15 protein-coding genes and 2 pseudogenes are annotated in these 13,298 nt (G+C 62.1%); 12 read left to right on the top strand and 5 right to left on the bottom strand.

The genetic code is table 11. The annotated features are described in order from the left end of the window. A partial coding sequence (locus NV1_RS37210; protein ID WP_067902751.1) for a nuclear transport factor 2 family protein occupies positions 1 to 594 on the top strand: 594 nt, incomplete at its 5' end. Next, positions 594 to 1,439 carry a dioxygenase family protein gene (locus tag NV1_RS37205; RefSeq protein ID WP_067902748.1) on the top strand — a complete coding sequence of 282 codons (846 nt, stop codon included), beginning with the start codon at positions 594 to 596 and terminating at the stop codon, positions 1,437 to 1,439. The genes NV1_RS37210 and NV1_RS37205, both read left to right, overlap by 1 nt. Before the next feature lie 181 nt (positions 1,440 to 1,620). On the opposite strand, the gene NV1_RS44175 is transcribed toward NV1_RS37205, so the two are convergent. Further along, positions 1,621 to 1,812 (bottom strand): hypothetical protein, encoded by a 192-nt coding sequence (locus NV1_RS44175; RefSeq protein WP_245714127.1) that lies wholly within the window; start codon positions 1,810 to 1,812, stop codon positions 1,621 to 1,623. A 65-nt stretch (positions 1,813 to 1,877) separates the two neighbouring features. Between NV1_RS44175 and NV1_RS47120 the strand changes: the two are divergent. Together NV1_RS47120 and NV1_RS47115 are read left to right on the top strand one after the other, a co-directional pair. Next, positions 1,878 to 2,111, top strand: a pseudogene (locus NV1_RS47120) (integrase catalytic domain-containing protein); the annotation flags it as partial. Positions 2,112 to 2,131: 20 nt separating this feature from the next. Continuing rightward, positions 2,132 to 2,308, top strand: coding sequence for an integrase core domain-containing protein (locus tag NV1_RS47115; RefSeq protein ID WP_373864702.1), 177 nt, complete (start codon positions 2,132 to 2,134; stop codon positions 2,306 to 2,308). Here NV1_RS47115 and NV1_RS47110 read toward each other — a convergent pair. The 4 genes and pseudogenes from NV1_RS47110 to NV1_RS37180 all read right to left on the bottom strand — a co-directional run bounded on the left by NV1_RS47110 (position 2,250) and on the right by NV1_RS37180 (position 4,269). Then, a pseudogene (locus NV1_RS47110) lies at positions 2,250 to 3,000 on the bottom strand (FAD-dependent oxidoreductase). The gene NV1_RS47115 and the pseudogene NV1_RS47110 sit on opposite strands and share 59 nt — an antisense overlap. Continuing rightward, complete coding sequence (locus NV1_RS47105) at positions 2,967 to 3,212, bottom strand: hypothetical protein (protein WP_373864701.1); 246 nt, start codon at positions 3,210 to 3,212, stop codon at positions 2,967 to 2,969. The pseudogene NV1_RS47110 and the gene NV1_RS47105 overlap by 34 nt, the downstream one beginning before the upstream one ends. A gap of 14 nt (positions 3,213 to 3,226) precedes the next feature. Continuing rightward, entirely contained in the window at positions 3,227 to 3,424 is a 198-nt protein-coding gene (locus NV1_RS37185) for a ferredoxin (RefSeq protein WP_067902738.1), read from the bottom strand. Positions 3,425 to 3,438: 14 nt separating this feature from the next. Then, positions 3,439 to 4,269, bottom strand: a complete 831-nt coding sequence (locus NV1_RS37180; protein WP_307631106.1) for a cytochrome P450 — start codon at positions 4,267 to 4,269, stop codon at positions 3,439 to 3,441. 1,146 nt (positions 4,270 to 5,415) lie between these two features. Between NV1_RS37180 and NV1_RS37175 the strand changes: the two genes are divergently transcribed. From NV1_RS37175 to NV1_RS37140, 8 genes are read left to right on the top strand one after another with little or no spacing between them, the layout of a single operon-like run. Continuing rightward, complete coding sequence (locus tag NV1_RS37175) at positions 5,416 to 6,216, top strand: MlaE family ABC transporter permease (RefSeq protein ID WP_067902779.1); 801 nt, start codon at positions 5,416 to 5,418, stop codon at positions 6,214 to 6,216. Further along, complete coding sequence (locus tag NV1_RS37170) at positions 6,216 to 7,082, top strand: MlaE family ABC transporter permease (protein ID WP_067902735.1); 867 nt, start codon at positions 6,216 to 6,218, stop codon at positions 7,080 to 7,082. The genes NV1_RS37175 and NV1_RS37170 overlap by 1 nt, the downstream gene beginning before the upstream one ends. Before the next feature lie 4 nt (positions 7,083 to 7,086). Beyond that, a complete protein-coding gene (locus NV1_RS37165) occupies positions 7,087 to 8,133 on the top strand; it encodes an MlaD family protein (RefSeq protein ID WP_067902732.1) in 1,047 nt (348 codons plus the stop codon). Beyond that, positions 8,130 to 9,137 (top strand): MCE family protein, encoded by a 1,008-nt coding sequence (locus NV1_RS37160; RefSeq protein WP_174557526.1) that lies wholly within the window; start codon positions 8,130 to 8,132, stop codon positions 9,135 to 9,137. The genes NV1_RS37165 and NV1_RS37160 overlap by 4 nt, the downstream gene beginning before the upstream one ends. Next, positions 9,134 to 10,141, top strand: a complete 1,008-nt coding sequence (locus NV1_RS37155) for an MlaD family protein (RefSeq protein WP_067902728.1) — start codon at positions 9,134 to 9,136, stop codon at positions 10,139 to 10,141. The genes NV1_RS37160 and NV1_RS37155 overlap by 4 nt, the downstream gene beginning before the upstream one ends. Positions 10,142 to 10,144: 3 nt before the next feature. Continuing rightward, entirely contained in the window at positions 10,145 to 11,242 is a 1,098-nt protein-coding gene (locus NV1_RS37150; RefSeq protein ID WP_067902725.1) for an MlaD family protein, read from the top strand. Next, positions 11,239 to 12,300, top strand: a complete 1,062-nt coding sequence (locus tag NV1_RS37145; RefSeq protein WP_245714123.1) for an MlaD family protein — start codon at positions 11,239 to 11,241, stop codon at positions 12,298 to 12,300. The genes NV1_RS37150 and NV1_RS37145 overlap by 4 nt, the downstream gene beginning before the upstream one ends. Beyond that, the gene (locus NV1_RS37140) at positions 12,297 to 13,274 is read left to right on the top strand and encodes an MlaD family protein (protein WP_067902722.1); all 978 of its coding nucleotides are present in this window, start codon (positions 12,297 to 12,299) and stop codon (positions 13,272 to 13,274) included. Before NV1_RS37145 ends, NV1_RS37140 begins: the two co-directional genes overlap by 4 nt. The last annotated feature ends 24 nt before the right edge of the window (positions 13,275 to 13,298 follow it).

The raw sequence follows: 13,298 nt of genomic DNA, 5'->3' as shown, positions 1-13,298 counted from the left end.
GCCGCCGCAGAGCTCGAGATCCGCAGCCTCGTCGAGAACTGGGCGCTGTGGCGGGACGCCTGCGACTGGGACCGCTTCCGCACCGTCTGGCACGAGGACGGGCGGATGATGGCGACCTGGTGGCAGGGAGCCTTCGAGGACTTCATCAGCGTGAGTCGCGAAGGGTTCGAGCGAGGCGTCAGGATCCTGCACTTTCTCGGCGGAGCCAGCGTTGATGTCGCTGATGACCGCGCGATCGCGCAGACGAAGATGACGATCTCGCAGCGCGCACCGGTGGAGGGGGTGATCTGCGACGTGGTCTGCACCGGCCGGTTCTACGACTTCTTCGAACGCCGTGAACGGCGCTGGGGGCTGGTGCTGCGCCAGCCGATCTACGAGAAGGATCGTCTCGACCCGCTGGACCCGACCGAGGCGCCGAGCCTCGACCGCGAGCTGCTCGCCTCCTTTCCTGAGGGCTACCGGCATCTCGCGTATCTCCAGGCCGGTATCGGCTACGAGGTCAAGCGCGACATGCCAGGACTGACCGGACCGGAGGTCGAGGCGCTCTACGCGGATGGCCGGACCTGGCTGGCCGGCGGGGTGCTCAACCGCTGATGTCGGAGCAGCAGGACAGCCACTTCAGCCCCGAGCTGTTACTCGACCAAGTGCTGGCCACGTTCGAGAACACCCCCGACCCGCGGTTGCGCAAGGTCATGCAGGCGGCCGTGCGGCATCTGCACGCCTTTGCCAGCGAGGCGGGGCTGCAGACCAAGGAACGGCGCACAGCTATGCGCTTTCTCACGGCTGTGGGCCAGATCTCGACCGAGGTGCGCCAGGAGGCGGAGTTGCTCTCCGACGTGCTCGGCCTGTCCAGCCTGGTGGAGACCACCTCCACAGCCGACGGCGCGACGATCCAGACGCTGACAGGACCGTTCTATGCGGCGGGATCGCCACACCGGGCGTTTGGGGAGTCGATGGTCGAGCGCGACGATGGAGACGCGCCGGCGCTGCTCCGCGGCCGCGTGACCGACCTCGACGGCCGGCCGGTCGCGGGCGCGACGCTCGACGTGTGGCAGAACGCGTCAAACCGGCTGTACGCGATTCAGGATCCCGAGCAACCGGAGTTCAACCTACGTGGCAAGTACACCACCGACGCAGATGGGCGCTACGAGATCCGCACGATCAGGCCGGTTCCGTACACGATCCCCGATGATGGGCCGGTGGGGGCATTGCTCGCGGCGACGGGACGACACCCGTGGCGGGCTGCGCACATCCATCTGCTCGTGACTGCGGCCGGCTTTCGCCCCCTCACGACCGAGGTGTTCGACGCCGAGAGCGACTACCTCGATTCAGATGCCGTGTTCGGGGTCGCACCCGAACTGATCCTGGAGTTCCTCACCGACGCCGACGGTGTCCAGGTGGCGACCTTCGACATCGTCCTCAGCCGCGCCCCTGTATAGAGGACAGGAAAAGAGAGGTCCAAGCAAGCAGATGACCAAGGCGGAGAACCTCCAGCAGATAGTCCCGGAGCATCGTCACCACCTGGCACCCGAAGACTTCGCCGGCCTGGTCGCGCAACTGCCCGCACCGGAGGAGGGACTGTAAGGATCTTCGTGGGCGAGCCGGTGATCGCCTGACTGGTCACTGAGCGCGCGTGGCCAGAGCGAGTGCAACGCATCGGGCAGACCTTTGAGGCCCTCGCAGGCGACGAGGCAGATAATCCTCGACGCCCCAGTTTTGCAGGTCCGACAGGTAGGTGACAGATTCCTTGGCTCCCTCACCTCCGGTGCCGACCCACATGCCCAGGACGTCGCGTTCACCAGCGGTGTCCACGCCGACGGCGACGTAGACGGGCCGGTTGGCGACGCTGCCCTCCGATCGACGCCGACGCACCGAAAGTGTTGTGGGCGTTGGATTTCCAGTTCGACTCCACCGTCGACGGCAAGGCGGTGAGGATCGCCTCGATGATCGACGAACACACCCGCGAATCGCTGCTACATCTGGTGGAGCGGTCGATCACCGCCGAGAAACTCGTGACTGAGCTCCAGGAGGTGTTCACCGCACGTGGTGGTCCACCGAGGGTGCTGCGCATGGACAACGGACCGGAAATGATTTCTCATACGCTGCAACAGTTCTGCGCTGATCGGGTGGGATTGTCTATCCTCCGCCCGGCACGCCGTGGAACAACGGATTCGTCGAATCGTTCAACCGGCGGCTGCGCAGGGCAGATCCGTCGGCGAGGCTTCCCTCGATGCTGGTGGGAGCGCCGATCAGTGGCAATGGCCCGAGTACCTTGATCGATATGCCGAGGATTTCGGTCCAGAAATAGTGGTCGCTCGCGGCTCCGACCGGCTGTAGCCCCAGCCCCGAAGCCGCGGCGACCTCGGCTTGAGCAACGACGTTGGACCGGAATGGCGCGCGCTGTTTCCCGTTCGCAGATATGCGACCTCCCCAGCGGCATAAACATCAAGGGCCGTGGTCATGCACGCGTCGTCTATGCCGATACCGTTGCGGTCAGCCAAACCGGTGCCTGCCAGCCAAGAGGTGTTCGGAATTTCTCCGGCGCAGGTAACCACCAAGTCAGCTGTCAATACGTCACCGCTCGAAAGGGCCACACCGCTGACCGGATCACGAACGAGGGTGGCGAATTCTGTTGTCTGCACTATTCGAACGCCCCGTTCTACGGCGCGTGCGCTGATCACGCCGCTCAGGTACGAACCCAGGACGGGTTCGCAGGGGCGGATCGATATCGATCACGGTGACGGGAATGCCGCGCGCAACGCAGGCACTGGCGACTTCCATCCCGAGGAATCCCGCGCCGACAACGATCACCGCGGTGGCGGTGTCCAGGCGTGGGCGCAATGTGCGCGCATCATCGAGCGTCCGCAGCTCGAGTTCGCCGCGTTGCCCGGGGGCGGCGATGCGACGGGCTTCGGCGCCGCTTGCGATGATCAGCGCACCGTAGGAAAAGGTGTCGCTATCAGCGATTACGACCGTGCGTCGGTCGAAATCAGCGGCCACCGCAGCGGAACGCACGCTAGTGACGTCGAGATCATCGAGCCGTAGCCGAGGGTTGCGTCGGCGGTCGAATCCTCGAGCACAGCCTTCGACAGTGGCGGGCGCGCAGAGGAGCCGTGCGGGTCCGCGCCGATCATGGTGATCGCTCCGCGATGGCCGAGGGCCCGCAATTCGCGGACCGCCGTCACACCGGCGATGGATGCACCGACAACCACGGCATGGCGCTCGCTCACGACGATGCTCGCAAGGCCGCGACCGGGCAGGACACGATAGCCGCACCAGCCGCGGCGACCTGGTCGCCGGGCACTTCTGCACCGTCGAAGCGATAAGTCAGTTCGGCGTCGTCGTCGAGACTGAACACAGCCGGTGCTTGTTCGGCGCACAGCCCGTGTCCTTCACAGCGGTCGTAGCCGATGGCGATCTTCATCGAAGTGCCCTCCTTCAGGCCGGAATCAGTCGCAGCGGCAAACGCGCGTAGCGGTGGATGATGTTGTTCATCGCCCATTCGGGCTCTCCGGCCACCTCGATCCGGTCGACACGTTCGACCAGCGCACGCAGCATGGCCTGGGTCTCCAGCCGGGCCAGCCCTTGGCCCGCGCAGCCATGGGTTCCGTGGCCGAATCCGAGTTGGCGGGTGGCGTCGCGGCGAATATCGAAGGTGTCCGGGGATTCCCATTCGAGTGGGTCACGATTGGCCGAACCGTAGATGACCACGACCCGCGCGTCCTTCTCGATCGGCGTTCCGGCGATCTCGGCATCGCGAACGGCTTTGCGCGAGAACGCGCGGATCGGAGATTCGTATCGGACGACCTCGTTCACTGTGTTAGGGATCAGCGACGGATCCGATTTCAGCAGCCGCCATTGCTCGGGATGGGCGGCCAGCAGATACAACGCACTCGAGATCGCGCTGATCGTGGTGTCCAGTGACGGCGCCAAGTAGTCGATCAGCACCGCCGGGCAGTCGGAACGCGGGATCGTGCCCTCGTCGGCCGCGCGCAACACGTCTTGACCCGCGCCGCCGGGCAGGATCGTGCGATCACGGGCGACCCGCCGAGCGAATCGCATCATCTCGATACCCGAAGGGGTGGATCGCACCGTTTGCTGGTTGATGGGTCCGAGCGCGTCGAAAGTCGCTCCCGCCCAACGTAAAAGGTTTTCGCGGCCTTCGTGCGGCCAGCCGATCAAATCGGGCACGACCGACATCGGGAGCGCGGTCGCCAGCTCGACACCGTCGATGCGACCTTCCGCGGTTGCGGGCCGCGACGACCGCATCCGCCTGCTTGTCGACGGAATCACGCATCGTGCGCAACGCTCGCGGAGCCAAGTGCGGGGACAGCAGCGCTCGACGACGGACGTGGTCGACACCATCGCTGTTCAAGGTGGTTCCGCGCGAGAGCCGGTTAGAGACCGGGTTCAGGCCGACGCCGGCACCAGAAACGAAAGTCGCGTCATCGAGCAGCACCTGCTTGCATTCGGCATACCGCGGCAGCGCATACGCCTTCTGACGGGCCAGCCACACCACCGCTCCGAGCCCCCGCAACCGCTCGTCGTGCGGATAGGTGTCGCGAACCGCCCGCGGCGAATACAGATCCGGCTCATAGGTTGGCACATCGGCGTGCTTACGCATCGGAACTCCTGGAGAAATCGAGGCAACCACCCACGACGGGAACGGAAATCCGTGCGCGCTCGGTGCGCGGTGATGCTCGACGAGGACCGCGCGATCGCCATGAAACCTGATGCTGTGGTGAATGTTTCGGCACCGACAAGGTCGGGCTTCTCGTATTCCGACCATGGGCGGTGGTGTACCTCGAGGGTCGGATTCCGAACTCGCCCCGGCTGTTCGCAATCCAGGGCTCCGTCCCCGCCGCGCAGATCAGCATCGAGATCGCGCAGTCTGCCATCGACCACTCCCTTCACCTTCTGACTATATCGTCACTTACGAAGAAGTTCTCAGTCAAGAGTTTCTGAGGATTTCCTCACAACTGACCGCACGCGACGAACCGATGCCCTTCGACGACGCCCCTTCGACAGTCCGCCATAGGCTAGGAGTTGCTGGACCGCAGGTATCAATGGGCTCGCTTCAAGCAGGCCGTAGAACCGGACCCCGAAGCCCTCTTCGCCGCATCGCTCCAGGCGGGCCTACAGGAATCGCCGGACCCCCTTGACGTCGAACGTGTCCCGGAGCACACTACTGATCCATCGGTATCAGCTACCGATGGTAGCGATGACAAAGAGGAGCTACCTGGCCCTTCATCAGCGCTGTCGAGAAGATGGCCCCACGATGGGCCGAAGCCGCCTCTCGGACCGAAAGAGGTAAGAACGTTGGTGGCGAGACGCCAGGATCCCATTTCCGATCACAGCGACGTGACGGAGTTGCCAGCGAATGCGAGGCCACCCGGCCCAGAATCGACGGCAACGATCGCCGGGCACAATCTTGCCGAGACATCGAAGTCTGCACTTCGGACGTTCGGGCGGGTCGCCGATCTCGCTCGAGAATCGGTTCGTGGCATCTTCACCGACATCGTCACATTGAAGTTCCAATGGCGCGAAATGCTGCAGCAGTCCTGGTACCTCATAACGGTCACCGCGATTCCTGCCGTTCTGATGGCGATTCCCTTCGGGGTCGTGGTGTCCATGCAGGTCGGCAACCTGATCCATCAACTCGGAGCCGACTCCATGGTCGGCGCCGCCAGCGGCATGGGTGTGATCCAGCAGGGAGCACCGATCACGACCGGATTGCTGCTGGGCGGTGCCGGTGCCTCAGCGATAGCCGCCGACCTCGGTGCACGGAACATTCGTGAAGAAATCGACGCGCTGCACACGATGGGGATCAGCCCGGTGCACAGGCTGGTCATCCCTCGGGTTGCCGCGATGCTCTTCGTCGCGCCGCTGCTCAATGTCTTGATTGTCTTTGTCGGGGTTCTCGCTGGTTACGCGATCGCGATCGGCCCCGAGAACGTCACGCCCGGCAGCTATTGGGCGACGTTCGGCTCCTTCACCGCGCTCGCAGATCTGTGGATCTCACTCGCAAAATCGATGCTGTTCGGATTTCTGGTTGTCATCATCGCCTGCCAACGCGGGCTGGAAGCCAAGGGCGGTCCCCGGGGTGTCGCCGACGGTGTGAACGCGGCCGTGGTGTTGTCCGTCGCGGCCATCATCGTCGTCAACCTGGCGATCACCCAGGTCGTGGCCATGTTCCTTCCAGTTCGGATCGCGTGATGACACCAACACCCTATGCACCTCCCGGACTGCGATGGGCCCAGCTCATGTTCATGCGGCGCCGCGAAGCGTTGCGCCCACTGGAATCCATCGGATTCATCGCGGCATTCGTCTGGCAGGCCCTCAGCTCGGTCCCGTTCGTCCTGCGCCGATACCGTCCACAGACAATCCGGACGATCACGGACATCACGTGGGGGCGTGGCTCCATCATTGTGGGCGGCGGCACGGTGCCGGTCTTGATCGTGCTCGGCATCGCCATCGGCAGCGGCGTCGCAGTCCAGTCGTTCGCCACGCTCGACATGATCGGACTGGGCCCGGTGACCGGAGTGGTGTCGGCCTTCGCCAATACCAGGGAACTGGCCCCGATCATCGCCGCGGTGGGATTCGCCGCTCAGGCCGGCTGCCGGATGACCGCAGAGATCGGGTCCATGCGGATATCCGAGGAGATCGACGCGATCGAATCGCTGGGTTTGCGATCAGTGCCATTCGTCGTCACCACCCGCGTGATCGCCGGTGCGGTCGCAATAGTGCCCACGTTCCTCATTACTCTGATCTTGAGCTATTTCGCCTGTTCAACCATCGTCGTTCTGCTTCACGCGCAAGCCTCCGGAGTTTATGAACATTACTTCTTCCAGTTCACCAGCGGTTACGACCTTCTCGCCGCGACAGCAAAGATCTTCGCATTCTCCGTGGTAGTCATCCTGATCCACTGCTACTATGGATTCTTTGCCGCCGGCGGGCCGGAGGGAGTGGGCGTCGCTTCTGGACGCGCGATACGAGCAAGCTTTATAGCGATCATCACCCTCGACATGGTCATGACCATAACCCTGTGGGGCGTGAGCTCCGCGATCGAATTCACCGGGTGAAAGTATGCGAAATTACATCGTGCCGGGTGTCACCGTCAGCTTGCGTGGCGCACGAACCACGGGCTCGTTACTGGTCGCCGCCGCAGTGCTGACCACCGCAAGCATTTACACTTTTTCCGGACAACAAGGAAGCGACGGCCTGGAGGCCCACGTCCGGACGGAGCAGGTGGGCGACGGCATCACGAACGGAACCGTCGTACAGCTCGACGGCGTGAAAGTCGGCAAAGTCGCTTCCATAACGAGTACAGAGAAGGGGCGCCAGCTCGTCACCCTCGATCTCGACCGTTCCCAGATTTCCGGGCTCAACGACGACTTCGAACTCAGCTATGCGCCGGTGAATCTCTTCGGAGTGAGCGCGGTGGTCATCAAGCCGACAGATGGCGGTCCACAGCTGAAGGACGACGCAACCATCGACCTGACCGGCGCCAATTCGAGCAAAGTCAGTGATTTCACCCTCGGCCGACTGTTGGAGACGCTGACGGCGGAATCGACGACAGTGCTTACACCCCAGCTCACGGACTTGCTTACGACCGCAAGCAGCGACCTCCGCAGACTAGCGCCGTTCCTGGAATCGATGATGGTCCTCACCAGAACCGCGGTCGACGCGCAGCGATATACGCCGACCTCGGTGATCGACCACTATTCTTCCTTCGCCGATGGCCTGGGAAAATACAGCTCCTCCACCTTGACATTGATGCATTCAATTCTCAACATCGAAGTCTTCGTTCACGAGCGTGACCGATTCGACGCGACAATCGCCATGTTCGACCGAGCATTTCCCGCGATGGGACACGACGGCGACGTCACGCGTGAGTATTTCGGTCCGTATACGGACATGTACACACCCGTCATGACCGCCCTAGCAGCGACGCTTCCCGATCCAGCGACCTCACGTGCGCAACTCACCGACTTGCTGTCCCGACTGGATCGGGCCTTCGCTGATTCGCCAGAAGGCCCGGTGATGAACTTGGACGTCGTATTGCGCGGAGTACCCGGTCTGGCCATTCCGTTGCGGGCGCAGCAGGCCCTCGAGGCCGGAGGCAATCGATGACGAGATTGACGATTCGGGGCATCGCCGCCCGACTGATCCTCTTCACCGCCGCGATGGCGGTCTTGCTGCTGATTGTCGTACAAGCGATCCAGCGGCCGGTAGCAGGCGAAACAAGTATGTACTCAGCGACCTTCACAGATGTCAACGGCCTGAAAACAGGCGATGACGTCAGGATGTTCGGCGTCCAGGTGGGAAAGGTCACCAAGATTTCGATCACGGGCTCTGCGGCTCGCGTCGAATTCACCCTGCAAAATAAGCACCCGATCTACGAGGAAAGCACGGTTGCTATTCGTTTCCAATCTCTGGTCGGACAGCGGTACATCGACATACGCCAGCCCGATGAACCCGGCAATCGGCTCCCCTCCCACAGCGCGATCAGCTCCGACCACACTGTCCCCTCGTTCGATATAACGCAGCTCTTCAACGGCCTGCAGCCGGTCCTGTCAGAGCTTTCCCCGGGGGCGATCAACCAGTTCGCCGAGAGCACGCTTGCGGTGATCAACGGTGACGGCTCGGGCATCGGGTCGGCGATGGACGCCCTTGATCAGCTCAGTCGTTACGCGGCCGATCGACAGACAGTCATTTCGACGATCATCAACAATCTATCGACGATATCCGATCAGATCGGCGGTAAATCGCCTCATCTCGTCACTCTGATCCAACAACTCGCGGGAGTCTTCGAGGTCTTCGAACAGAAGATCGACGGGTTGATCGATTTCGCCGACATCGCACCCTCAGGGCTCGGGCCGCTGAACGACCTCCTGGGCACGCTCGGTTTGACCGAGAACAGCGGACCCGATCTGCGGGCATTGTTCCCCGATCCCGAACAGGCAGTCGACCTGCTCGGGAAAGTCCCGGGCCTGATCCAGTCGCTCTCGGCCCTACTCCCTCCGGCCCTGCCCGCAGGGCAAGTGAACCTCACTTGTTCCAAGGGCAAGAGCCCAGTTCCGGAAGCGTTTCAGGTACTCATCGGCGGGCAAAGGATAGCAATTTGCAAACCATGAAGAATCGATCCGGGCCACCCCGCACGCAGTCCGCTCAGGATCACCAGCAACTCCGGCTCGGGGTGGTCTGCGCAGCCGTTCTCGTTCTCGTCCTTGCCGTGACCAGCGTCATCTATGTGCTCCCTATCGGTTACACCACCTACAATGCCGATCTCACAGAGGCACAGTCGGTCAAGAGCGGCGACGAAGTACGGCTGGCGGGAATCACAGTCGGCAAGGTCACCAGCCTCGAACTCCGGCCCGACCGGGTGCACATGACCTTCACGGTGAAGCGTCAGATCGCCGTCGGTGATCAGTCGACACTGGACATCCGCATGTTGACGGTCGTCGGCGGACATTACATCGCACTGACCCCTGCGGGTTCGAAACCGCTGGGCGACAGGGCGATACCGCAAGACCGGATCCGATTGCCGTACAGCCTGTCGCGAACATTGCAGAACGCCGCGCAGCCGATCGCCGAGGTCGATGGTCAGACCATGCGTGAAAGCGTCGCGGCGCTGAATTCGGCACTCACAACCACACCGGACGGACTTCGAAACGTCGGACGTGCGGTCGACTCCCTTGTTTCTGTACTCAACCAGCAACAGACGCAGGTGTCTCGAGCGCTCAGCGTCGCAGACGAGTTCCTCACAGTTATCGACCGAAACCGATCGTATTTCGGTGTCTTCGTTCGCAAAATCGGTTCCCTCGAAACAAAGACCGTTGCCAAGAAGGCCGAGATAACGGCAAGTCTTCAAATCATCAAGGAACTCATGGAACGGATCGAGCAAATGGAGCCGACTTGGCAGGAGGTATTTCAACCGGTCCTCCACAAACTGACCGAAATGGGTCCATCTCTGCAAACCTTGCTCCGGCAACTCGATCAAGCAGTCGCGAGCCTGAACACCGCGCGCGACAAGATCCAAAGCGCGATCAGCCCCGGAGGCGGACTGACCATAGACCAGTCCGCAGTCACGCTAGCAGCGCCGGCGGTCTGCGTTCCCGTTCCAGGAATGAGGTGCTGAGAAGTGAGGAACCTCGTCGCATCACGTGGCTTTCTGTCCATCGTTGTGGCCGCGATCATTGCTGCTCTCGCGGCCAGCTTTTACGTGATCACCACCGATCCGCTGCAAAAGAAGCTGTCCTACTGCGCGCTGATGCCGGACTCGATCGGTCTCTATATCGGCAACCACGTGACGGTCCGCGGCATCCCGGTAGGTGCGGTCACCGGTATCCGTCCCGAGGGCACCGGCGTTCGAGTCGACTTCGACATCGCGCCCAGCTTCCCGCTGTACGGGGATGTCACAGCGACCACGGTGTCGGACACCATCGTCGCGGACCGCGATCTGGCAGTCCTCGGTGAGCCCACCGCACAGAACAAGTGGCAATCGAACACCTGCATAACCAAGACCTTCACGCCCAAAAGCCTCACCGAGTCACTATCAGCGTTCTCGAAGTTGGCCGGCGAACTCGGCGGCGACGGCTCTCCCGGCAACGACGAGATCCGAAAGGGCGTCGCAGCCATCGACGCGGCCACCTCAGGGACCGGGCCGCGGTTGAACGAACTGATCAATCAGCTCGGTGCCGTGCTGCATTCACCAGACGCGGCAATCGGCCACATCGGGGATCTCATCGATGCGATGGCATCCATAACGAAGGCCATGGCGTACAACTGGGAAGATATCAAGGTCGCGATCGTCAATGCGGAACCCGGCATCGACATGATCAACACCGTGTGGAATACGGTGAGCGAAATAATGGATTCGCTGGTGCTTGTATTTCCCTGGTTCAATTCGATAACACTGGAATACGGCAGACCGATCTTCAACTTTCTCGACGCGGTCGGCCCATCATTCAATCAGATCGCGGCCCAAGTGGGCACCCTGCAGCAACTCGTGGATATGATTCCTCCGATTGTCGACGCGTTCGAGCGCGTCACCGACCCGGCGACCGGTCAGATTCGGCTCACCTATGCTCAGCCGAAAGTTGCGCTCTCCCAGCCGCTTGCCGACATGATCTGCGCCCGGGCCAATGCTGAAACCCCCAGCCATTGCCACACTACCGATTCCGGACTTGCCCATGTCGATCTGGTTCCATTGATCCTTGGAATGGCAGGTGCGAGGTGACAGTGCTGCGAGTTTGGACAAGCCTGACGTTGACGACAACCGCGGCCGTGCTTCTCGGCGGATGCGGGATCGACCCGGCGGCCGTGCCGATCCCGGGAACCACCGTCGACGGACCGACCTACTCGATAAACATCGAATTTTCGAATGCGCTGAACCTGCCCACTCAGGCGAAGGTTGTAGCCAACGGCGCGCGCGTCGGCGCACTACGAAATGTCACAGTTGTCGACCCCACCCCCGGGCATCCTGGCCGAGTCGTCGCCGATGTCCGCTTGATGAAGTCCGTGCGCCTCCCGATCGGTACCACCGCGCAATTGCGGCAGGACACCATCTTGGGCGATGTCTATATCGGGCTGGCGTCGCCGGTCGGCGATGACGGTCCCACGATCCCGCCCCACGGGACGATCACTTTGGATCACACAAAGCCCGCAGCACAGATCGAGGACCTCATGGCGAGCATGTCGACATTCGTCACCGGGGGCTCGATGCAACGCATCACCGATATCGTCAACAGCGCCAACACCGTAATGCCCGCCGACTCGAAGGAAACAGCACGCATCTTCGGAGTGGTCGGCAACGACATCCGCGACCTTGCGGACAACGTCGACTCGGTCGACCGGATGCTCGCGGCGATTCAGTCCGATCTCCATGTCGCACTGGATAATTCGGCGGCGCTCGACGACCTGCTGACCGAACGCGGAACGACCACGCTCACCGCCAACGTGCGATCGCTGATCGGGACACTCGGCCTGCTCGGGAACTTCGGCATCATCGGCCACGCGGTCGCTTGGCTGGGCCCCTTCTTGACCGCTAGCAATTCTGCGGCCAAGGCGTTCGTTCCACTGTTACTCGCCGACGAGCCGTTCGATACCAGCGCACCGTCGAATCTGAACCGGCTGGAGAAGCTGCTACGCGAGAAGATCATTCCCTTCGCGGCGAGCGGACCCAAGATCAATGTGCGCGGCGTCCGGACCGAAGTGGATCCCAGGTCGAAAGTTTCGAAGAACGTGCAGGTAGACAGCATAATCGGCACACTGCGTATGATCGGAGCTGTTCGATGAGCAAGGCTGGCACCGCTACCTCGATGGGTGCGATCCTGTGCATCCTCGTTGGCGGGATCACATATCTGACATTCGGTGTCGCAAAGATATCCGGACCGGAATCTCATCTCACGGCGACTATGACGCTGCCGAACTCCGGGGGGCTCGTTCCGCGATCAAAAGTGCTGCTGTCGGGGATCGAAATCGGCAAAGTGACCGATGTACTTCACAAAGGACAAAACGTCACTGCGACACTGGAGATCGACGATCGATACCACGTCCCCCTGTCCGGGTCGGCACGGATCGAAAGCCTGTCCTGGCTCGGCGAGCCGTATCTGGAGTTCACTCCGACCAACAACAGCGACGGCCCGTACCTCCGAGACGGCGGCACCGTCGACGCCAAGCAGGTGACCGCCCCGGTCTCGATACCCGACGTCGCGAAGGCCCTCACGAAGCTCATCCAGCAGATCGACCCCGACGAGATCAACTCGATCGTCGGCACATTCACCACGGCAATCGCCGGCACCGAAGCCGTGATGCCCGACATCACGCGCGCCACAGAGCTTTTGGCTCAAACGCTGCTCAGTCGCACCGATCTGATCCGCCAGATGATGCATGATCTCCAACTTCACGTGGACGACATGGACTGGGCCGGACCGGCATTGTCGAGAGCCTCGGTGCCCTGGGGCGAGTTCGGTCCACGGACCGCTGAGGCGACCGCGGCGATGACTCGGCTGATCCGGTCTGGTCCCGATGTGCCCGAGGTGTACCTGACCGATACAGATAAGGAGGTCGGGTTGGTCCCGTTCTTCGAGGAATACGTGGAGAAGATGAACAATCTCGGCCCGGACTTCCTGACCTTGGCTCCGGTCTTTCAGCCGGTCGCCACGAGCATGACCCGGGTCATCAGCAATCTCGATCTCGGGAGCTTGATCGAACAGGCTCTCAACACTACGGATGACGCCGCGGTGAAACTGCAGATCAACGTCAAATAGACGAGCCGTCGACGGTTCGACGAG

Source organism: Nocardia vaccinii NBRC 15922, from assembly GCF_001613305.1.
Classification (GTDB): domain Bacteria; phylum Actinomycetota; class Actinomycetes; order Mycobacteriales; family Mycobacteriaceae; genus Nocardia; species Nocardia vaccinii.
This window is presented reverse-complemented; position numbering and strand designations above follow the sequence as displayed.